We start from the raw sequence: 24515 nt of genomic DNA, 5'->3' as shown, positions 1-24515 counted from the left end.
GGCGGCCGGGCCGTGCTGCCCGGCGTGCTCTCGCTGGAGGTCGCACGCCGTGCCGTGACCGGCAGTTCCTTCGCGCCGGTCGGCCTGCGCGATGTCGTATGGCCGGAGCCGTTCCCCGTCGGGGACGGCGGCGCCGAACTACGAGTCGATCGGGACGGCGACGCCTTCCGCGTCCTGCGCGACGACTCGGCCGTGCACGCCCAGGGCCGGCTCGCCACGCCCGGCTCGCCCGTGGCCACGCCGTTGGACGCCTTGCGGGCCCGCTGCGGCCGTCGCACCCTGTCGCGGAGCCAGTGCCGTGCGGCCCTCGACGCCGTCGGCATCCGCCACGGAGACCGCCTGCGCGCCATCGACACCCTGGCCGTCGGTGACGGCGAGGTCCTGGCCCGGCTCGTCCTGCCCGACGGCGCCCGCGACGGCGCGTTCGCGCTGCACCCCGCGATGCTCGACAGCGCCGTCCAGGCCGTCGTCGGCCTCTACGGCGACGCCACCGGCACGCTCGAAGATCAACGCGGCGCGCCCGCACTGCCCTTCGCCCTGGACGCCGCCGACTTCTTCGCCCCCACCACCGAACGCATGTGGGCCCACCTGCGCCACACCGAGGGCTACGCCCCCTCGGCCGACCGGGACGTGACGAAAGTGGACATCGACGTGTACGACGACGACGGACAGCTCTCCGCGAGCCTGCGCGGCTACGCCTTCCGCCGCATGACCGCCCCGTCCGGCGCGGCCCCGCGTGCCACGCTGCTGGCACCGGTGTGGGACGCCCTGCCCGTCGCGCCCGCCGCGCCCTGGCCCCACCCGCAGACCCGCGTCGTGCTGCTGGGCGGCACCACCGAGGAACGGGACGGGCTCCGCCGCCGCTACCCGGACGCCACCGTCCTGGACGCCCGCGCCGACGAACCGGTCGACCAGCTGGCCGCGCGCCTGCCCGCCGGTGCCGAGCACGTCTTCTGGCTCGCCCCGGACGGCGCCACCGGCGCCCCGGACGCCGCGCGGTACGACGGCACCATCGCCGTGTTCCGTCTGGTCAAGGCGCTCCTGGCCGACGGCGCGGACGCCCGTGAAATGGGCCTGACCCTGGTCACCCGGCAGGCGCGCAGGCTACCGGGCGACACCGGTGCCGACCCCGCCCACGCCGGTGTGCACGGCCTCGCCGGCACCCTGGCCAAGGAGTACCCGCACTGGCGGATCCGCGTCGCCGACATCGAGGCGGACGCCGCCGTGCCCTGGCCGGCTCTGCTGGCTCTGCCCACCGACCCCCGCGGCGAGACCCTGGCCCACCGGCACGGCGAGTGGTACCGCCTGCGCCTGCTGGAGACGCACGGGCTCGGGGCCGCGGCCGCCCCGCGCGAGCCCGGCGGCGTGCTCGTGGCCATCGGCGGCGCCGGCGGCATCGGCACCGTGTGGACCGAGCACATGATGCGCCGTCACGGCGCCCGGGTCGTCTGGATCGGACGCCGCCCGCTGGACGCCGACATCGCCGCTCAGCAGGAAGCCCTGGCGGCCCACGGCCCCAAGCCGGACTACGTGCAGGCCGATGCGACCGACCGCGACGACTTGCGCCGCGCCCGCGACGAGATCGTGCGGCGGCACGGCCCCGTGCGCGGCGTCCTGCACACCGCGATCGTCCTCGGCGACCAGACCCTCGCCCGGATGGACGAGGACCGGTTCCGCACGACCTACGCCGCCAAGGCCGACATCGCCGTGAACCTCGCCGACGCCTTCGCCGGCCAGCCGCTGGACTTCGTCGCGTTCTTCTCCTCCATGCAGGCCTTCTTCAAGGCTCCCGGCCAGGCCAACTACGCGGCGGGCTGCACCTTCGCCGACGCCTATGCCGAGCACCTCGCCACCCGGCTCGACTGCCCGGTCAAGGTCATGAACTGGGGTTACTGGGCCGGCGTCGGCGTCGTCACCGCCGACGGCTACCGGCAGCGCATGGCACAGCTGGGCCTGGGCTCGATCGAACCGGACGAGGGCATGGCCGCCTTCGACACCCTGCTGGCCTCCCCGTACCCGCAGCTCGCACTCCTCAAGGCCACGGACACCCGCAGTATCGACGGCCTCCACGACGACGACGCCCTCACGCACCCGGCCGTCACCACCCCGTCCCTGATCGGCGCCCTGGGCGAGGACCGCCCCGACCGCCGCGCCGAGATCGCGCAGCTGCGTGAGAAGGCGGGCGGACACGCCGGAGCCATGCAGGACGCGCTCGTCCGCATCACCTGGGCGCTGCTGCAGTCCCTGGGCCTGTTCCGCGACGGCCGCGCGGCCACCGCCGCCGAGTGGCGCGCCGTCGGCGGCATCGAGGACCGCTACCAGCGCTGGACCGAGCACACCCTCGCCGTACTCGCCGACGCAGGCCGCCTGCGCCGCGAGGGCGAAGACACGTACGCGGCCCTCGACACCCGTACCGGATCCCTCGACGACGCCTGGGCCGACTGGGACCGCGCGCGACAGCAGTGGCTGGCCGACGACGCCAAACGTCCCCAGGCGGTCCTCGTCGACACGACGCTGCGCGCCATGACCGGCATCCTCACCGGCCGCCGCCCGGCCACCGATGTGATGTTCCCGAACGCCTCGCTCGACCTCGTCGAGGCCGTGTACAAGAACAACCCCGTCGCCGACTACTTCAACGACGTGCTCGCCGACACCCTCGTGGCCTACCTCGAACGGCGGCTGGCGGACGACCCGTCCGCCCGCCTGCGCATCCTGGAGATCGGCGCCGGCACCGGCGGCACCAGCGCCACGGTCCTCCGCAGGCTGCGGCCGTGGGCCCGGCACATCGAGAAGTACAGCTACACCGACATCTCCAAGGCGTTCTTGCTGTACGGGCAGCGGGAGTACGGCGAGATCGCCCCGTACCTGGACGCACGGCTCTTCAACGCCGAGAAGCCGCTGGCGGGCCAGGAGGTGGACCCCGGCGAGTACGACGTCGTGATCGCCACCAACGTGCTGCACGCGACGGGCAACATCCGCAGGACGCTGCGCAACGCCAAGGCCGCCGCGCGCCCGAACGCCCTGCTGCTGCTCAACGAGCTCAGCGACAACATCCTCTTCAGCCACCTCACGTTCGGCCTCCTGGACGGCTGGTGGCTCTACGACGACCCGGCGCCGCGTATCCCCGGTTCTCCGGGCCTGGCGCCGGAGAGCTGGCGGCGGGTCCTCGGCGAGGTCGGCTTCCGCGCGGCGTTCGTCGCCGCCGAGGGCGCCGACGACCTCGGCCAGCAGGTGATCGTCGCCGAGAGCGACGGCGCGATCCGCCAGCCGCGCCCGGACGGGGAGTCCGCCTTCCGCGGCACCCTCCCCGAGGCCGGGCCGCGGGCCGCCGAGCCTCAACTGCCCGCACCGGCACCGGTTCCGGTCGCGGCTGACGGCGCAGGTGACGACGAGCTCCTGGCGGACCTGGCCCGTGACCACTTCCGCACCCTGGTCGCGGACACCTTGCAACTGCCGGTCGCCGACATCCGCGCCGATGTGCCCTTCGACCGCTACGGCATCGACTCGATCCTGGTCGTCCAGCTGACGGAAGCGGTCCGCAAGGGGCTCTGCAACGTCGGCAGCACGCTGTTCTTCGAAGTACGGACGGTCGACGGGCTCGTCCAGCACTTCCTGCGCACCCAGCCCGACGCGCTCGCGGCACTGGTCGGCCTGAGCGGCGCGAGGGCAGCGCGCACCGACGAGCAGCTCGCGCCGGCCGCCGGGCCGGAGCCGGCCCCCGTCAGCGCCGCACCGCCCCGCGCCGAGCAGGGCATGGCCATCGCGATCGTCGGCATGGCAGGCCGCTACCCCGGCGCACCCGACCTGGACACCTTCTGGGAGAACCTGCTCGCCGGCCGGGACAGCATCACCGAGATCCCGGCCGGGCGCTGGGACCACAGCCGCTACTACGACGCGCGTCGCGGCGTGCCCGGCAGGACGTACAGCAAGTGGGGCGGCTTCCTCGACGGGATCGACGAGTTCGACCCGCTGTTCTTCGGGATCTCGCCGAAGGCGGCGTCCACGATGGACCCGCAGGAGCGGCTGTTCCTGCAGTGCGCCCACACCACGCTGGAGGACGCCGGCTACACACGTGACGCCCTGCGCGCCGCCGCCCGCGCCCGGGTGGCCGAGGACGCCGGCGACATCGGGGTGTTCGCCGGCGCGATGTACTCCGAGTACCAGCTCCACGGCGCCGAGTACAGCGTGCGCGGTGAGCCGGTCGTGGTGCCGGGGAGCCTGGCGTCCATCGCCAACCGCGTCTCGTACTTCCTGGACGCGAGCGGCCCCAGCGTCACCGTCGACACCATGTGCGCCTCGGCGCTGTCCGCGATCCACCTCGCCTGCGCCGCCCTCCAACGAGGGGAGTGCGGAGTCGCCCTGGCCGGCGGGGTCAACCTGTCGGTGCACCCGGGCAAGTACCTGATGATCGGGGAGGGCCAGTTCGCCTCCAGCGACGGCCGCTGCCGCAGCTTCGGTGCGGGCGGCGACGGCTACGTGCCCGGCGAGGGCGTCGGCGCGGTGCTGCTGCGCCCGCTCGCCGACGCCGTCGCCGACGGCGACCGCATCCTCGGCGTGATCCGTGGCACCGCCGTGAACCACGGCGGCCACACGCACGGATTCACCGTGCCGAACCCGCTTGCGCAGGCGGCGGTCATCCGCAGCGCCTGGCGCCGGGCTGGAGTGGACCCCTGGGACATCGGCTGCATCGAGGCGCACGGCACCGGCACCTCGCTGGGCGACCCGATCGAAATCGCCGGGCTGAACGCGGCCTTCGCCGAATTCACCGACGCACGGAACTTCTGCGCCATCGGCTCGGCGAAGTCGAACATCGGCCACCTGGAGTCCGCGGCGGGCATCGCGGGCCTCGCCAAGCTGCTGCTGCAGATGCGGCACGGCACGCTCGTGCCCTCCCTGCACGCCGAACGCGTCAACCCGGACATCGACTTCGCCGACAGCCCCTTCGTCCTGCAGCGCGAAGCCGCGCCCTGGCCGAGGACCGGCACCCGCCCGCGCCTGGGCGGCCTCTCCTCGTTCGGCGCGGGCGGCTCCAACGCCCACCTCGTGGTCGAGGAACACGTCGAGGAGCACGCCGGGAAGGACCTCGCGCCCGAGGCACCCGCGCACCGTGGCGAAACCGTCGTCGTGGTGCTGTCCGCCTTCGACGAGGAGCGCCTGCGCGAGTCGGCCGGCCGGCTGCGCGACGCGCTGCGCAAGGAGCGGTGGAGCAGCGCGGACCTGCCCGACATCGCCTACACGCTGCAGGTCGGCCGCGAGGCGATGACCGCACGGTTCGCCGTGGCCGTCAGCACACTTCCGGCCCTGGTCGACGCACTGGACGCCTGCGCGCTCGGCGGCACGCTGCCCGCGGGCGCATACCTCAACCCCGGCGGCGACCGGGGCGGGGCGGTCAAGGACTTCCTCACCGACGAGGACTTCCAGGAGACGGCCGTGCGCTGGGCACGGCGCGGAAAGCCGGCGCCGCTGGCCGAGGCCTGGACCAGCGGCCTGGCCGTCGACTGGGCCCGCCTCCACACCGAGGGACCGAAGCCGCGCAAGGTCGCACTGCCCGGCTACCCGTTCGCCCGGGAGCGCTACTGGTACACCGACGGACTTCCGGAACTCGACGAAACCCCCGCCACGTTCGGCAACGCCGCACGGCAGCCCGCCGCCCCGCCCCCTGCCGTGGAGGATGCGCCGCCTGCGACGACGTCCGCCGTGCCCGCCCCGCCCGCGCAGCCGGCCAACTCCTACGAGCTTCCCGCGGGCGACCTCACCCTGCACCCCGTCTGGGAGCCCGTCCGGCTGCTGCGCGGCAGCCCTTACCCGTCCGCGGCCTCCCGTGTGGTGGCGATCGGCCTCGCACCGGACGCCCTCGCGGAGCTGACCGCCCGCCGCCCGCAGACCGTGGTGCTGGACTCCACCGCGTCATCCGCCGAAGAGGTGCGTGACGAACTCGCCGTCCTGGGCGACTTTGACCATGTCGTCATGCGGTTTCCGACCGCGGCCGCCGCCCACGGCGCCGAGGCGCGGATCAGCACGCAGCGCGCGGCGATCCGGCGCATGTTCCGGATCCTCAAGGCGCTGGCCCTCACCCGGGACGAGCAGCGGCTCGGACTCACCCTCCTGACCAGCGGCGCGTTCGACGCAGGCGGCTCCGGGACCGCCGACCCGGCGCAGGCGAGCCTGCACGGTCTGCTCGGCGGCCTGGCCAAGGAGCAGCCGCACTGGCGCATCCGCGCGGTCGACCTGGCCGACGGCGAACCGTTCGTCGCCGACGAGGTCTTCGCCCTGCCCGCCGACCGCCGCGCGCATCCGCTCGTCCGCCGCGGCGGCCAGTGGCTGCGCCGCCAGCTCCTGCCGGTGGACGCCACCGAGCCGCCCGCGGAGCCCGTGCTGCGCCGCGACGGCGTCTATGTGCTCATCGGCGGCGCGGGCGACCTCGGCGTGCTGCTCAGCGAGTACCTCGTACGGCAACACGACGCACACGTCGTATGGGTCGGCCGCCGCGCCGAGGACGAGGACATCCGGGCCAGGGCGGACCGGGCCGCAGCGGGCGGGCGGACCCCCGTCTACCTGTCCGCCGATGCCTCCGACCCGGGCGCGCTCGCCGGCATGCGGGACGAGGTCGTCCGCCGCTACGGTCGCATCGACGGCGTGGTGCACCTGGCGATGGTGTTCAGTCACACGCCGCTCGCCCGGATGACCGAGCACGAACTGGAGGCCACCCTCGCGGCCAAGGTCGACCCGTGCGTGCACTTCGCCGACGTCTTCGCCGGGCACGGCCTGGACTTCGTGCTGCTGATCTCCTCGCTGGTGAGCTTCATCCGCAACTCCCACCAGGCGCACTACTCGGCGGCCTGCGCCTTCGAGGACGCGCACGCCGCCGCCCTGCGCGAGGCGCTGGACTGCCGGGTGAAGGTCGTCAACTGGGGCTACTGGGGCAACGTCCCCGACGAGCTCCTGCGCGACGTGACGTCCATGGGACTGGCCCCGATCGTCCCGGCCACGGCGATGGGCGCACTGGAGCGCCTGCTGGCCGGCCCGCTCCACCAGATCGGCTTCATGCGCCTCGGCCGCCCGCTGCCCGTCGAAGGGGTGCTCACCGCGGAGACGCTGACCCCGCAGGTGCACGGTGCGGCGGCCCGCGACGGCGCCGCGGCCCTCGCGCTGCCCACCGGCCTGGCCGCGTACCACGAGGGCCCGGTCCCGGGCGAGATCGACGCGTTCCTGCTCCGCCGCCTCGCCGCCGAGCTGCGCCGCGCGGGTCTGGAGGAGCCGGGCCACGGCCTGCGCGAGTGGAAGGAGCGGCAGGGCGTCGACGCACGGTTCGACGGCTGGCTCTCGGCCACCCTGCACGCGCTCGCCGAGCATGAACTCATCGATGTCCAGGGCCGCTGGAGCACCGGCGCGCCGACCGCCCGGGACGCCGACGCCTGCCGCGCCGACTGGGCCGCGCAGACACCCCGGTGGGCCGCCGCCAACCCCGATCTGCGCGCACCGCTGAACCTGCTGGACGAGACCCTGCCCGCGCTCGCCGACATCCTGTGCGGTCGGGTCCGCGCCACCGATGTGCTCTTTCCCCAGGGACGTTTCTCCCTCGTCGAAGGCGTCTACCGCGACAACCGCGTGGCCGCGCACTTCAACGCCGTCCTCGCCGAACACGTGGCGGCCTTCCTGCGCGCACGCCGGGACGCCGATCCCGGCGCCCGCCTGCGCGTGCTGGAGATCGGCGCAGGCACCGGCGGTACCACCGGCCCCGTGCTCGAACGCCTCGCCCGCGAAGGGCTCGACCTGGCCGAGTACTGCTTCACCGACCTGTCCCCGGCATTCCTGCAGAACGCCCAGGACACCTTCGGGCCGGGCCGCGACCACCTCACCTACCGCATCTTCGACGCGGCCAGGCCCCCGCACACCCAAGGGCTCGACACCGGCGCCTTCGACGTCGTCATCGCGGCCAACGTGCTGCACGCCACCGACAACATCCGCCCGGCCCTGCGGCACGCCAAGGCGCTCCTGCGCGGCAACGGCCTGCTGGCCCTCAACGAGATCAGCGGCTTCTACCTCGTCAACCACCTCACCTTCGGCCTGCTCGACGGCTGGTGGCTCCACGACGACGCCGAACTGCGGGTGCCCGGCAGCCCCGCGCTGTCGCCGGCGGCCTGGCGGCTCGTACTGGAGCAGGAAGGCTTCACCGGCATCCGCCATCCGGCGCGGGACGCCCTGGCACTCGGGCAGCAGGTCGTCGTGGCCCACAGCGACGGTCTCGCCCGCAGCCCGCGCCCGCTCTCCGGAACGCCCGAGAGGAGCAGCCCGCCCTCCCAGCCGCCGGCGGAGACCGCGGCTCCGGCCGCCGCCTCCGCTTCGGCCCGGGCCGTCACGGACGTGGTGCTGGCCGCGCTCGCCGACGCGCTGCGCATGCCCGCCGACCGGATCGGCCCGGACCGGGCGTTCGCCGACTACGGCCTCGACTCCATCGTCGGCGTCCGGTTCGTCCAGCGCCTCAACGAGGAGCTGGGCACCGACCTGCCGACCACGGTCGTCTTCGACTACCGCAGCGTGGCGCAGCTCGCCGCCCACATCGCCGAGAGCCACCGGCCGCGACCGGCCCCCGCCGCGGCGGCACCGGTGCCCGCACCGGACGCCGCCGGAGCACCGAACCGTCCCGAAGGACGCGAGCCCATCGCCATCGTCGGGATCAGCGGCCGCTTCGCGCAGTCGGACGACACCGACGCCCTCTGGCAGCACCTCGCCGCCGGCCGCGACCTCGTGGGCCCGGTCGAACGGTGGGACCTCTCCGGCTACAGCCAGGACCAACTGTCCTGCCGCGCGGGCAGCTTCCTCGACGGCATCGACCGGTTCGACGCCCGCTTCTTCCACCTGACCGGCCTCGAAGCCACCTACACCGACCCCCAGCAGCGGCTGTTCCTCGAACAGGCGTGGACGGCCATCGAGGATGCCGGCTACGCGGGCTCCGCGCTGGACGGCCGCCGGTGCGGCGTCTATGTCGGCTGCACCGGCGGCGACTACCCGCAGTGGTTCGAGGACGCGCCGCCCGCCCAGGCGGCATGGGGCAACGCGCCCTCGGTCGTACCGGCGCGCATCGCCTACCACCTGAACCTCCAGGGTCCCGCCCTCGCGGTCGACACGGCCTGCTCCAGCTCACTGGTCGCCGTCCACCTCGCCTGCCAGGGCTTGTGGAGCGGCGAGACCGACATGGCCCTCGCAGGAGGCGTCAGCGTCCAGACCACGCCGGACACCTACCTGGCGGCCGGCCGCGGCGGGATGCTCTCGCCCACCGGCAAGTGCCACACCTTCGACGCCGCCGCCGACGGATTCGTCCCCGGCGAGGGCGTGGGCGTCGTGGTGCTCCGCCGCCTGTCCGATGCACTGGCCGACGGCGACCACATCCACGCCGTGATCCGCGGCTCCGCCGTCAACCAGGACGGGGCGACCAACGGCATCACCGCACCCAGCGCCCTGTCGCAGGAACGCCTCATCCGCCAGGTGCACACCGAATTCGGCATCGACCCGGCCGAGATCGGCATGGTCGAGGCGCACGGCACCGGCACCCAGCTCGGCGACCCCATCGAATGCCAGGCCCTGGCCGGCGCGTTCGGCACGGCCGGCGGCAGCGACACCTGCGCACTCGGCTCGATCAAGACGAACCTCGGTCACACCACCTCCGCCGCGGGCGTCGCGAGCCTGCTCAAGGTCGTGCTCTCGCTGCGCCACGGCCAGATCCCGCCGTCCCTCCACTACCACGACCCCAACCCCGCGATCCGACTCACCGAAAGCCCCTTCCACGTGAACACCACGCTGCGGCCGTGGCAGCCCAACGGCCAGGGCAAGCGCGTCGCCGCCCTGAGCGCGTTCGGCTTCAGCGGCACCAACGGCCATATGGTCGTGGAGAACGCCCCGGCCCGTGACGGGCGCCGGCAGGCGGCGGGCGAGCTCCTGTTCGTCCTGTCCGCCCAGCAGCCCGAGGCGCTGCGCCACCGCGCCGAGGACCTCTTGGCGTACCTGCGCCGCACACCCGACGCCGCGCTGGGCGACGTCAGCTACACGCTGGCGGCCGGCCGGGACCACTTCACCCACCGCGCGGCCTTCGTCGCCGCCGACCGCGACACGCTCGCACAGCGGCTGGAGGCCTGGCTGACCGACGGACCGAGCGACACCGCCGGCCGGCCCGGCGACACCGCGCCGGAGCGCGCCCGGGCCCGGTACCTGAACGGCGAAGAGGTCGACTTCGCGCCGCTGTTCTCCGGTCTCGACGTACGCCGCACGCCGCTGCCCACCTACCCGTTCCAGCGCAAGAGCTACTGGCCGACGGCCGCTGCTCCGAGCCGGCGCCACCGGGTCCCGGAGGCCGCGAACGGCGCTGCCGCCCCGTCGCCCGAGCCCGCCCGGCCGGCACCCGCGCAGCCGGCACCGGACACGGACGAGGCGACCGTGCGGTACCTGGCCGGCGAACTCCTGCTGGCCGAGCTTTCCCGCGTGCTCATGATGGAGCCCGACGAGATCGACCCGCAGGCGTCCTTCTCCGACTACGGCGTGGACTCGATCCTCACCGTCCGGCTCGTCGCAGCGGTGAACAACGCCCTCGCCGTCGACCTGCCGAGCACCGCACTGTTCGAACACAGCTCGCTCGACCGGCTGACGCACCATCTGGTCACCCGGTACGGGGCGCAGTTGCGGTCCTCGGGCGTACTGCGCGAACCGGCAGCCGAGGCCGGAGGGGCTCCGGCGCAGGACGACCACGGGCACGCCGCCGAGGCTCGGTCCGCCGCTCCTGCTCCTCCTGCCGTCTCCGTCGGAACTCCCGCCGTCCCCGCCGAAGCCCCCGCGGCACCCGCCGGCCCTGCGGACGACCCGGCCGACGACGGCATCGCCGTGGTGGGCATCGCCGCCCGGTTCGCGCAGTCGCCCGACGCCGCCGCCCTGTGGGCACACCTCGCCGCGGGCGACGACCTGGTCGGCGAGGTCACCCGCTGGGACATGGACCAGGAGCTGGGCGCGGGCGCCCCGCGCCAGTACGGAAGCTTCGTCGACGACATCGAGCGCTTCGACGCCTGGTTCTTCCGGATGTCCGGTAAAGAGGCCACCTACACCGACCCGCAACAGCGCATCTTCCTGGAGGAGTGCTGGCACGCCCTGGAGGACGCGGGCTACGCCGGTGAACGGCTCGACGGCCGCGGGTGCGGCGTCTACGTCGGCGGCTCACCGAGCGACTACCAGCAGCTGATCGGCGACGACGCGCCACCGCAGACACTGTGGGGCAACATCTCCTCGGTCATCGCTTCGCGGATCTCCTACTTCCTCGACCTGCAGGGTGCCGCGCTGGCCGTCGACACGGCCTGCTCCAGTTCGCTGGTGGCCATTCACCAGGCCTGCCAGGACCTCCGCCTGGGCAACACGTCCATGGCGCTGGCGGGCGGAGTCTTCGTCCAGTCCACGCCGATCTTCTACCGGTCCGCCGTGCGGGCGAACATGCTGTCCGCCCGCGGGCGCTGCCACACCTTCGACGAGCGCGCCGACGGCTTCGTGCCGGGGGAGGGCGCCGGCGTGGTCGTGCTCAAGCGGCTCGCCGACGCGCTGCGCGACGGCGACCAGGTCTACGGCGTGATCCGCGGCTCCGGCATGAACCAGGACGGCACCACCAACGGGCTCACCGCGCCCAGCGCCGGATCGCAGGAACGCCTCCTGCGCAGCGTCCACGAGCGCGCCGGCGTCGACCCCGCCGGCATCCAGCTGATCGAGGCGCACGGTACCGGCACGCCGCTGGGCGACCCCATCGAGTTCGAGGCCCTGCGTGCCGCGTTCGGCGACGCGCCCGAGAAAGGCTGCGCCCTGGGGTCCGTCAAGACCAGCCTCGGGCACACCCAGTTCGCCGCCGGCGTGGCCGGCGTCATCAAGGTGCTGCTGGCGCTCAGGAACGAGCAGCTGCCCCCGTCGCTGCACTTCCGCCGGGCCAACCCGGCGATCACGCTGGAGGGCAGCCCGTTCTACGTCAACACGGAACTGCGCCCGTGGCCCGCGCCCGCCGACGGTCCGCGCCGCGCCGGCGTCAGCTCGTTCGGCGCCGCGGGCACCAACGCGCACGCGCTGATCGAACAGGCCCCCGCCGTGCAGACCGCCGGGCACGCCCCCCGGCATGCCTGGCTGATCGTCCTGTCGGCACAGGACGACGCCGGCCGCCGGGCCCAGGCCGAGCGCCTGCTGGACCACGCCCTCGCCCACGAGGACCTGGACCTGGGCGACGTGGCGTACACCCTGGCCACCGGACGCCGCCACTGCAGCCACCGCTGGGCGGGCGTGGCCACGGACCGCGAGCAGCTCGTCGCCGCCCTGCGGACCTGGCTGTGCGACGGCCGGGCGGAGGGCGTGGTCACCGGTGAGGCGCCCGACGGGCACCGCCGCCAGGACCCCGCCGAGGACGCCCGCGCCGGCCGCCTGATGGCCGAGCCCGACCGTCACGACAGCCTCACCGAGCTGGCCGGGCTCTTCGCCCAGGGGCAAGATCTGGGCTTCGCCCCGCTCTTCGGCGACGGCGGCTTCCGTATCGTGTCCCTCCCGGCCTACCCGTTCGCGGGCGAGCGCTACTGGGTCGGAGCACGTCCGGCGGCCCCCGATACGACCCCGGCCTCCGCTCCGGTACGCGCCCCTGCCCCCGCTGCGGCCCCGTCGCCGCTGGAAGGCCGCCGGCTGACCGGTGACCCCGGCTCGCCGTCCTTCGCCGTCGAGCTGACCGGCCGCGAGTTCTTCCTCGACGACCACCGGGTGCGCGACGTGCCGGTGCTCCCCGGCGTGGCCTATCTGGAGCTGGCGTACGCGGCGGCCCGGGCCGAGGGCGTCGACCCCGCCCACGCCCGCCTGCGCAACGTCGTCTGGTCCCGCCCCGCACGGATCACCGGGCCGACCGCGGTCGAGATCGCGCTGCGGCCGAGCGAGGACGACGCCTTCACCTACGAGATCACCACGGCGGCCGACGGCGAACAGCCCGTGGTCCACGGGCAAGGGCGCATCGAGCGGTGCGAGACGTCGGCACCCGCGCGACTCGACATCGCCGCGCTGCGCGCCCGGTGCGACCTGCGCACGCTGGAACACGACGACTGCTACCGGCTCTTCGACCGCATGGGCATCGGCTACGGCCCGGCCATGCGAGGCATCCAGCGGATCCACGTCGGAGCCGGGCTCGCCGTCGCACGCCTGAGCCTGCCGCAGTCCGCCCGGGACGGCGCCGACTGGGACCTGCACCCGTCGATGCTCGACGCCGCCGTGCAGGCCACCTTGGGCCTGTCACTGGCCGAGGACACCGACACCGTGGCGCCGGCACTGCCCTTCGTCCTGGAGGAGGTGCAGCTGCTCGCGCCCGGCCCGGCCGACGGGTGGGCCGTGGTGCGGCCCGCAGCGGGCGACGGCGGCGGAGCCGTACGCCGCATCGACATCGAACTGTGCGACGACGACGGCCACGTGTGCGTACGCCTCCTCGGGTTCACCGCACGCGTCCTGTCCGCCGGTGACGAACCCGCCGGTGACGAACCCGCCGGCGGCGAGGACACCGGGGGCGAGGACACCGGGGGCGCGACGCTCACCCTCATGCGTGCCGGCTGGCGCCCGGCCGAGCCCACCCGGGCATCGCGTCCGCCGATGCACCACGAGGTGCTGCTCGGCGGACTCGTGGGGACCGACCCCGCGGCGGTCCGGGACGGGCTCGGTGTGCCCTGCACCGCCTTGCCCGCCGACGACGATCCGGCCCGGTGTTTCACCCGCCAGGCCGAGACGGTGCTGGCCCGCCTGCAGCAGTTCGTCCCACGCACCCGCGACGGCGAGGTCCTGCTGCAGGTGGTCGTGCCCGCCGACGGCGAGAACCGGGTCCTCGCGGGCCTGGGCGGCCTGCTGCGCACGGCCCGCATGGAGCACCCCAAGCTGCTGACCCAGCTCGTCGAGGTGGAGACGCCCGTCGACGCCGCGACGCTGAGCGAGCGCCTGCGCCGGGACGCGGCGAGCCCCGACGACGTGGCCGTGCGGTACTCCGACGGGCAGCGCCGGGTCCCGCAGTGGACCGCCGTCGAGGACGCCCCACCGGCCCGCCCGTGGAAAGCCGGCGGCGTCTACCTCCTGACCGGGGGAGCCGGCGGGCTCGGCGCACACTTCGCCCGTGAGATCGCCCGGCAGGCGCCCGGCGCCGCCCTCGTGCTCTGCGGGCGCTCGCCGGAGGGCCCAGCCCAGCGTGAACTCCTGTGTGAGCTGGGCGAGTTGGGTGCGTCCGCCGCCTACCGGGTGCTGGACGTCGCCCGGCGCGACGCCGTGACCGCCTGTGTGAACACCGTCGTCGCCGAGCACGGCCGCCTCGACGGCGTCGTCCACACCGCCGGTGTGGTGCGCGACGGATACCTGGCCCGCAAGAGCGCCGAAGAGCTGCGGGAAGTCCTCGCCGCCAAGGTCGCCGGCTTCGTCCACCTCGACGAAGCCACCGCCGCTCTCGACCTGGACTGCTTCATCGGATTCTCCTCACTGTCGGCGTACGGCAACCAGGGCCAGGGCGACTACGCGGCGGCCAACGCCTTCATGGACGCCTACGCCGGCCTCCGCCACGAGCGGGTGGCCAAGGGCCAGCGCCGCGGCCGCACACTGGTGGTCGGCTGGCCCCTGTGGGCCGACGGCGGGATGAGGGTGGACGTCGCCACCGAACGCCGCCTGCACGACAGCGTCGGCATGGTGCCGCTACGCGCCCCGCACGGTGTGGAGGCGCTGCTGCGCGCCTACGGCACCGGCGACCCGCACGTCCTGGCCGTCTTCGGCGACCGCGCCCGCATCGACGCCACCCTCCTGGCCGCCCCGGAGGCCACGGGCGCCGCACCGGCGGTGACCGCACCCGACCGCGCCGCCCTGCACGCGAAGGTCCTCGGCCGCGCGATCAGCCACGCCTGCGCCGTGCTGGGCGTGCCGGCACAGGAGCTCGACGGCGCGGTGGAGCTGAGCGAGTACGGGTTCGACCCCGTCTCGCTCATCGGGTTCGCCGCCCGCCTCACCACGGAGTTCGGGCTTCCGCCCGTGCCCAAGCCCTTCCCCGAACACCTCACCCTGGGAGAGGTCGTGGACCACCTGCTCGACACCCACCCCCATCGCTTCGGGACTCTCCCGCCGGCTCCCGCGCCCGAGCGCTCCGCCGGGCCCGAAAGCGCCGCCGCGCCCGTCGCGACGGCCGGCCGGGAGCAGCAGCACAAGGCGCTGCTGAAGAAGCTGATCGCCCGCGTGTCCGACCTGCTGGACGTGCCCGCCGAGCGGATCACCGGCACGGCCGAGATGACCCGCTACGGCTTCGACTCCCTCTCGTTCATCGGCTTCGCCAACGACCTCAACGCCGAGTTCGGGCTCTCGCTGGCACCGACCCTGTTCTTCGAGAACCCCACCCTGGGCGGGGTCGTCGACCACCTCCTCGACCACCACGCCGACCGCGTCGCCACCACCGCGGCACAGCAGCAGGAACCGCGCGCGGCGGCCCCCGCCGCCCTGGAGTCCGTCACCGCCGACACCACCGCGTCCCGTACGGATGCGCCCGGGAACGAGCCGATCGCCGTCATCGGCATCAGCGGCCGCTTCCCGATGGCCGACGATCTCGACGCGTTCTGGGAGAACCTCAGCGAAGGCCGCGACTGCACCCGTGAGGTCCCCGTGGACCGCTGGGACTGGCGCGCCCACTACGGCGACCCCGTCAAGGAGCCCAACACCTCGAACGTGACGTCCGGCGGCTTCATGGACGGCGTCGGCGACTTCGACCCGCTGTTCTTCGACATCTCCCCGAAGGAAGCGGAGTTGATGGATCCGCAGCAGCGGCTCCTGCTGATGTACGTATGGAAGGCGCTGGAGGATGCCGGGTACTCGGCACAGGCCCTCGCGGGCACGAACACGGCCCTCATCGCCGGCACCACCAGCACCGGCTACAGCACCCTCGTCACCCGGTACTCGCCGATGATCGAGGGATACGACATCACCGGCGCGGCCCCCTCGATGGGCCCGAACCGGATGAGCTACTTCCTCGACCTGCACGGTCCGAGCGAACCCGTCGACACGGCCTGTTCGAGCGCGCTCGTCGCCCTGCACCGGGCCGTCCAGGCCATCCGCGACGGTCAGTCGGACCTGGCCATCGCCGGCGGCGTCAACACCATGGTCAGCGTCGACGGGCACATCAGCATCTCCAAGGCGGGCATGCTCAGCCCCGAAGGCCGGTGCAAGACCTTCTCCGACCGCGCGGACGGCTATGCCCGCGGTGAGGGCGTGGGCATGCTGGTGCTCAAGAGGCTGTCGGCGGCCGAGCGCGACGGTGACCACATCTACGGCGTCATCCGCGCGACGGCCGAGAACCACGGCGGCCGGGGCAGCTCCCTGACCGCGCCCAACCCCAAGGCCCAGGCCGCCCTCCTGCGGGAGGCCTACGGGAAGGCCGGGATCGACCCTCGGACGGTGGGCTACATCGAGGCCCACGGCACCGGCACCAGGCTCGGCGACCCGGTCGAGATCAACGGGCTGAAAGCGGCCTTCCGCGAGATGTACGAGGAGCACGGCGCGGTGGTCGAGGAGGCCCACTGCGGGATCGGCTCGGTGAAGACCAACATCGGTCATCTCGAACTGGCCGCGGGCGTCGCCGGCGTGATCAAGGTGCTGCTGCAGATGCGGCACCGCACCCTGGTCAAGAGCCTGCACTGCGACACCGTCAACCCCTACATCGACCTCGACGGCAGCCCGTTCCACCTCGTACGCGAACGGCAGCCCTGGCCCGCCCTGCGCGATGCCGAAGGCCGTGAGCTGCCGCGCCGGGCCGGGGTGAGCTCCTTCGGCTTCGGCGGCGTCAACGCCCATGTGGTTCTTGAGGAGTACCAGCCGCGCACCGCACCCGAGCCGGACCCGGCGCCCACCGCACCGGTCCCCGTCGTCCTGTCGGCGAGCCACCCCGACGTGCTGTGCGAACTCGCCGAGCGCTGGGTGGACGCATTGCGCCGCGGCGACTACGACGACACCGACATGGCGTCGATCGCCTACACCACGCAGACCGGACGCACGCCCATGACCGAGCGCCTCGCCTGCCTGGCCCGCACGGCCGGCGAACTGCGGGAGGCACTGGAGTCCTGGCTGCGCGGCGAGCCCGCGGCCGACGTCTTCCGCGGCAAGGTCCCGCGCGGCGTCGACCTGCCGGACGCACCAGCCGGGTTCGGCCCGCACGACGACCACGACAGCGCGGGCCGGCACGACTGGGCCCGCCTGCTCCAGGCATGGGTGAACGGCGCCCCCTTCGACTGGCACCGCCTCCACACCGGGCGCCGCCCGCGCCGGATCGCCCTGCCGACCTACCCGTTCCGCCTCCGGCGCTACTGGGTCGACACCTCGCGCCCCGCGAACGGCACACAGACGCAGGCACTGCACCCGCTGGTGCACACGAACACGTCGGACCTGAACGAGCACCGCTACACCTCGCACTTCACCGGCCGCGAGTTCTTCCTCGCCGACCACCGCGTACGCGCCCAGGTGATGGAGACGGTCTCCGGCTGGCGGCCCGGCCACCGGCCCACCGCCTACGACGTCCGCGCGGACGCCGTGCCGGTGCTGCCGGCGGTGGCCTACCTGGAGATGGCGCGCGCCGCCGCGGTCCAGGCGGCCGGCGGCGACGAGCGCGCCTGGTCGCTGAAGTTGGCCTCCTGGCTGCGCCCGCTCACCGTCGAGAAGGCGACCGACGTGCACACCACGCTGACCACCCGGGCCGGCGGCGGACTGAGCTACGAGGTGTACGCGGTGGACGAGGACGGCGAACGCGTCACCTTCGGCCGCGGCCAGCTGCGGCGCGCAACCGCCGTGCCCGCCGAGCGGCTCGACCTCGCGGCCCTGCGCGCGCAGTGCGACGGCCCCGTGCTCGACGCCGAGACCTGCTACGCACGCTTCACCGGCATCGGCATGACCTACGGCCCGGCACTGCGCGGCATCGAGCGCCTGCACACCGGCTCGCGGCAGTCGGTGGCGCGGTTGAAGCTGCCCGCCGCCGCGTCCCGCGAGAGCGGCTGGGCACTCAACCCGGGCATGCTCGACGCCGCCCTTCAGGCCACGGTCGGCCTCTTCGACGACGACCCCGGCACGCCGCGCACGGCACTGCCGTTCGCCCTGGGCGAGCTGGAGGTGCTGCGGGCGGTCCCGGGCACCGGCTGGGTCGTCGTCCGCTTCGCCGAGGACGACCACGTGGGCGCCGTGCGCCGTCTCGACCTCGACCTCTGCGACGACGACGGCGAGGTGTGCGTACGCCTGCGCGGCTTCAGCGTCCGCACGCTCGGCGGCAGCGAGCCCACCGGTGACAGCGAGCCCACCCGGCCCGCCGAACAGGCACCCGAGCCCCCGTCCGGGTCCGACGACGCCTACCTGCTGGACCTGATCGAAGCCATTGGCCGACGCGAGATGAGCGCGGACGAATTCAAGAGGAGCCTGGCATGAGCACCACCCGCATCGCATCCCTGGACGACCTGCACCGGCTCATTCGCGAGGGACAGGTGGGACAGGACGAAGCGCTCCGCCTGATCCGCGACTGGAAGCAGGAGCAGGAGCAGGAGCAGGAGCAGGGGCAGGAGCAGGAGCAGGAGCAGTCGCAAGCACCGACGCAGACCGCACGGCCGGCCGACGTCGTCGACACCGAGGCCCTGACGGAGCGGGTCTGCGCCGTCGTGGTGGAGAAGGTCTGCGAGCTGCTCAAGGTCACCACGGACGACCTGGACGTGCATGTCGACCTCAGCGAATACGGGCTCGACTCCCTCGTCATCACCCAGCTGGTGAACATGGTGAACGACGCGCTGGGCCTGGAGCTCGTGCCCACCGTGCTGTTCGAGCACGCGACGATCCAGGCCTTCGGCGCCCACCTGACCGACGAGTACGGCCCTGCGCTGGCCGCCCGCCTGGGGCTGCAGTCGCCCGGCGCCGCCGCGGAGCCCCCGGCCGTGGAGCCCGTCGGTACGCCTGTGCCGGCCGTCCCCGTCCCCGCACCGGCCGTCCCCGTCCCCGCACCGGCCGTCCCCGTCCCCGCACCGGCCGTCCCCGTCCCCCCGCCCGCCGACCGGCACGACGACCCGATCGCGGTGGTCGGCATGAGCGGCCGGTTCCCCCAGGCCGAGGACCTCGACGCCTTCTGGCGGAACCTGCGCGACGGCCGCGACTGCATCGCGGAAATCCCCGCCGACCGGTGGGACTGGCGCGCCCTCTTCGGCGACCCCCTCCAGGAACCGGGCCGCACCAACGTGAAGTGGGGCGGCTTCATAGACGGCGTCGCCGACTTCGATCCGCTGTTCTTCGGCATCGCTCCGAAGGACGCCGTCCACATGGACCCGCAGCAGCGTCTGCTGATGCTGTACGTGTGGAAGGCGCTGGAGGACGCCGGCTACGCCGCCGACGCCCTGGCCGGGAGCAGCCTCGGCCTGTTCGTCGGCACCAGCGACACCGGCTACGGCCTGCTCTCCGACCGCAGCAGCGGCAGGGGCGACAGCGTCACGCCCACGGGCAGCGTCCCCTCCGTCGGCCCGAACCGGATGAGCTACTTCCTCGACGTCCACGGGCCGAGCGAGCCGATCGAGACGGCCTGTTCGAGTTCCCTGGTCGCCATGCACCGCGGCGTCATCTCGATCGAACGCGGCGAATGCGACATGGCGGTCGTCGGCGGGATCAACACCATGGTGATCCCCGATGGCCACGTCAGCTTCAGCAAGTCCGGGATGCTCAGCGTCGAGGGACGCTGCAAGACCTTCTCCGACCGCGCGGACGGCTATGCCCGTGGTGAGGGCGTGGGCATGCTGGTGCTCAAGAGGCTGTCGGCGGCCGAGCGCGACGGCGACCACGTCTACGGCGTGATCCGCTCGACGGCCGAGAACCACGGCGGGCGCTCCAACTCCCTGACCGCGCCCAACCCCAAGGCCCAGGCCGCCCTGATCCGGCGCGCCTACAGCGCCGCGGGCATCGACCCTCGGACGGTGGGCTACATCGAGGCCCACGGCACCGGCACCAAGCTCGGCGACCCGGTCGAGATCAACGGGCTCAAGGCCGCGTTCCGGGAACTGTACGAGGAGCACGGCGCGGTGGTCGAGAACGCCCACTGCGGTGTCGGCACGGTGAAGACCAACATCGGCCACCTCGAACTCGCGGCGGGCGTCGCCGGCGTGATCAAGGTGCTGCTGCAGATGCGGCACCGCACGCTCGCCAAGAGCCTGCACTGCGACACCGTCAACCCCTACATCGACCTCGACGGCAGCCCGTTCCACCTCGTACGCGAACAGCAGCCCTGGCCCGCCCTGCGCGACGCCGAAGGCCGTGAGCTGCCGCGCCGGGCCGGGGTGAGCTCCTTCGGCTTCGGCGGCGTCAACGCCCATGTGGTTCTTGAGGAGTACGTGCCGCGCCCCGTACCGCCGGTGAGCACACCGGACCCCGTGGCCGTCGTCCTGTCGGCCCCGGAGCCCGAGATGCTGCGCGCCCGGGCCCGGCAGCTGGCCGACCGGATCGACTCGGGCGGGCTCGGCGAGGCCGACCTGCCGCACCTCGCCCACACGCTGCAGGTGGGCCGCGTCGCGATGGACGAGCGCCTCGCCTTCCTGACCCCCTCGCTCGCCGACCTGCGCGAGCGGCTGGGCGCCTTCCTCGACGGCGGCACCGCACAGGGCCTCCACACCGGACGGGCACAGCGCCCGGGGCCGTGGAACGAGCTCGCCGGAGACGACGACATCGCCCTCGCCATCGACAGCTGGATAGCCAAGGGCAAGCTCGGACGCCTGCTCAAACTCTGGGTCACCGGCTTCGACGTGGACTGGCGGCGCCTGTACGCCGGCCGGCCGATGCGCCGCATCCCGCTGCCCGTCTACCCGTTCCAGCTGAAGCGCTACTGGATCACCGACGCGAAGAGCACGCCCCGGCCCCCGGCACCGGTGGCCGCGGCGCCGGACGCACCACCGTCGCCCTACCGCCGCGACCTGACCGGGCACGAGTTCTACGTGAGCGACCACCGCGTGGGGGACACACCCGTCCTGCCCGGCACCGCCTACCTCGAGTTCGTGCGCGACGCGCTCGTCCGGGCCACGTCCGCAGGCACCGCCACGGGCGTGCGCCTGCGCGACGTGACCTGGCTGCGTCCCCTGGAGGTGACGGCACTGCGCACCCTCGCCGTCGACGTGGACCCGGCCGATGGGGCATTCGAGGTGTACGACCACGGCTCCGGCGACCGCGTCCTGCACGCGAACGGCACCGCACACGCCGACCCCGCACTCCTCGCCGCCGACGACACCCACGACATCGACGCACTGCGCGCGAACCTTCCGTTCCAGCGTGACGGCGCCGAGTGCTACGCGCTGTTCGCGCGCAGGGGCATGGGATACGGCCCCGCGTTCCGTGCCGTGCAGGAGCTGTACCACGGTGCGGACACCGCCCTGGCCCGCCTCGTCCTCCCCGAGGCGGCGGCATCCTCGCTGACGCTCAACCCGGTCATGCTCGACGCCGCCCTGCAGGCGACCCTGGGACTGGCGCTCGGCGAGCACGCCGACGCCCCGCAGGGGACGGCACTTCCGTTCACCGTGCGCGAGGTACAGGTCCTGGCCCCCACCCCGGCCGAGGGCTGGGCGCTGGTGCGCCGTGCCGCGGACGACCGCCGCGACTCCGGCGTACGCCGCCTGGACATCGACCTCTGTGACACGCAGGGCAACGTCTGCGTGCGTCTGCTGGGCTTTTCCACCCGTATGAAGCCGAGCCCGGCGCCCCGCGCCGCCGAGCCGACCACCACGCCCGCACTGCTGATCCAGGCGGACTGGCGCGAGAGCGCGGCATCGGAGCACCACGCCGACGACGTCGAGCGGCACGTCGTCCTGTGCGAACTCCCGGCCGCGGACGCCACCGCGCTCGGCGCAGCGCTGGGCGGCGCCACCTGCGAAACCTGGCAGGCCCGCGGCGAGACCGGCACCCGCTACACCGAGTACGCCGAGCGGTTGCTGAAGCTGCTGCGCGACAAGGCGCCGGAGGCCGCCCGGGAGCCGCGCCTGATCCAGGTCGTCACCCCCGCGCACGCGCCCTGGCTGGGCGGGCTGAGCGGCATGCTCCGCACGGCGCGCATGGAGCACCCCAAGCTGCTGACGCAGTGGATCGCACTGGACGGTGACGGCGCCCTGGCCCCGGCCGAGCTGGCCGGACGGCTGCGGCGCGACGGCGCCGACACGGCCGAGGAGGCCGTGCGCTACCGCGGAGGACGCCGGCAGGTGTCCCAGTGGCGCGAAGTCGCACCGGCCGCACCCGAACTGCCCTGGCGCGACGGCGGTGTCTACCTGCTGACCGGCGGCGCCGGAGGACTCGGCGCCCTGTTCGCGCAGGACATCGCCCGGCGCGTCGAGACGCCCGCCCTGGTCCTGTGCGGTCGCAGCCCGGCCGGCCCGGCGCAGCAGGAACTGCTCACCGCGCTGCGCGCGTTGGGCGCCCGTGCCGACTACCGCGTGCTCGATGTCGCCGACCGCGCCGACGTGACCCGGGTCGTGCGCGAGGTCCAGGCCGAGTACGGCGCGCTGCACGGCATCGTGCACGCCGCCGGAGTGCTGCGCGACGGCTTCGTGGCCAGGAAGACCGCGGACGACCTCCGCGAGGTGTTCGCGGCCAAGGTGGCCGGGCTGTGCCACCTCGACGAGGCGACCGCCGCCGTCCCGCTCGACTGCTTCATCGGCTTCTCCTCCATGGCCGCCTTCGGCAACGTCGGACAGGCCGACTACGCCGCCGCCAACGCCTTCATGGACGGATACGCCGCCCACCGCGAAGCCCTGGTGGACCGGGGCAGCCGGTCCGGCCGCACCCTGATGGTGAACTGGCCCCTGTGGGAGAAGGGCGGCATGGGCGCCGACCCGTCGACCGTCCAGCTCCTGGAGTCCGTGGGCATGCGGCCGATGCGCGCATCCGTGGGCGTCGACGCCCTCGACCGCGTCTGGGCGACCGGCCTGCCCAGCGCCATCGCCCTCGACGGCGACCACGCCCGGATGCGGGAGCGCTTCCTGCCGGCGCACCCCGAGCCGGAGGCTGGTGCCGAACCCGCGCCGGCCGTCGCGACGATGCCGACCACCGCACCGGCCGTCGCGACGACGCCGACCACCGCACCGGCCGTCGAGCCGGCCGAGCCGACCCAGCCGGCCGAGCCGACCCAGCCGACCCAGCCGACCGAGCCGTCGAGCGTGGGAACCGTCGTCGCGGACCTCATGGCGACGCTGCTGGAGGTCGACGTCGAGACCCTGCGGTGGGACAAGTCCCTGGGTGACTACGGCTTCGACTCCATCTTCATGATGCAGTTCCTCGCCCAGGCGCAGACACACCTCGACGCGTCCCTCACCCTCGACGTCATCGCCGGCTGCGAAACGCTGCAGGACGTCGTCGACGCGATCACCGGCACGGCCTCCGACACCGACACGGCCGCTGACACGGGCACGGCCGCCCCAAATCCCGCTCCGGCGGCTCCCGTTGAACAGGCCCCGGCGGCCGCCGCACCGGCAAAGGCCCCGGCACGGCGCGCCGCGCCCGCATCGCCGAACGACTTCCCCGAACTGGTCCGCATGAACGGCGTCACCTCCGGCCGGCCCGTGTTCTGGGTCCACCACGGCAACGGCGGCGTGGAGTCCTACGCCCCGCTGGCCGCACGCTGCCCGCGCCCCTTCTACGGCATCCAGCCGAAGGGCTGGATCGACTCCACCGACATCCTCACCGGTCAGTACGCCATGGCCGAGCACTACGCGTCCCTCATCCTCGCCGTACAGCCGGAAGGCCCGTACGACATCGGCGGGTTCTCCCTGGGCGGCCTGTTCGCGTACGAGACCGTGCGGCAGCTCCAGTTGAAGGGCGCCGACGTGAGCACGCTGGTCATGCTGGACACGCTGGACGCCGAATCCACCAATAAGGCCAACGCCCTCATCGTCGGCGGGAACTTCGACGCCGACGTGGTCACCAAGGTGAGCGACTTCCGCGCCGTCAACCTGATCCTCGGCAACAACCGCTTCGACTCGCACGGCGGCACCACCCCGATCCTGCGCCGCGACGAGGTCGACACCACCCTGGAACCCAAGGAGTTCCTCGGCTCCCTGATCGACGCCGCCCTCGCCCGCGGCGTCAGCAAGACCGAGACGCAGCTGCGCTCCCGCGTCCGGCAGCTGTCCCGCTACTTCGAGGCCACGCAGGGCGAGACGTACACGGTGGACCCGCTGCCGAAGCGCGACGGACTGCGCTGCTACTACCTGCGCAACCGGGGCGGCAAGTTCTTCGGCTCCTTCGAGGAGCACATGGTGCTCTTCCCGAACCCCGAGCTCCCCACCGTGGACGACATCGCGTACTGGCAGGAGTGGGCCGACCAGATCGACGACTTCTTCACCATCGACGTCGACACCTCGATGCATGCCGAGGTCATGACGGCCCCGCAGGCGCTCGACAAGCTGATGCGCCTCTGCGACCGGCTCTACGCCGCCGAGGCCGCCGCCGCCCCGGCGACCTCCGCGCAGGGAGGCCGCTGA

Annotated in this window: 2 protein-coding genes (1 of these 2 only partly in view); both read left to right on the top strand. The window is 73.5% G+C overall.

Annotation, left to right across the window (positions count from 1 at the left end; genetic code table 11):
* A protein-coding gene (locus tag BKA18_RS02190) for an SDR family NAD(P)-dependent oxidoreductase (protein WP_366047791.1) crosses the window boundary here: on the top strand, window positions 1-18456 show its 3' portion. It extends 5592 nt beyond the left edge of the window; only the last 18456 of its 24048 coding nucleotides appear in the window; its start codon lies off the left edge, out of view; it ends in the stop codon at window positions 18454-18456.
* Entirely contained in the window at window positions 18453-24515 is a 6063-nt protein-coding gene (locus BKA18_RS02185; protein ID WP_366047792.1) for an SDR family NAD(P)-dependent oxidoreductase, read from the top strand. Before BKA18_RS02190 ends, BKA18_RS02185 begins: the two co-directional genes overlap by 4 nt.

Source organism: Streptomyces auratus (assembly GCF_050433025.1).
GTDB lineage: Bacteria > Actinomycetota > Actinomycetes > Streptomycetales > Streptomycetaceae > Streptomyces > Streptomyces sioyaensis.
This window is presented reverse-complemented; position numbering and strand designations above follow the sequence as displayed.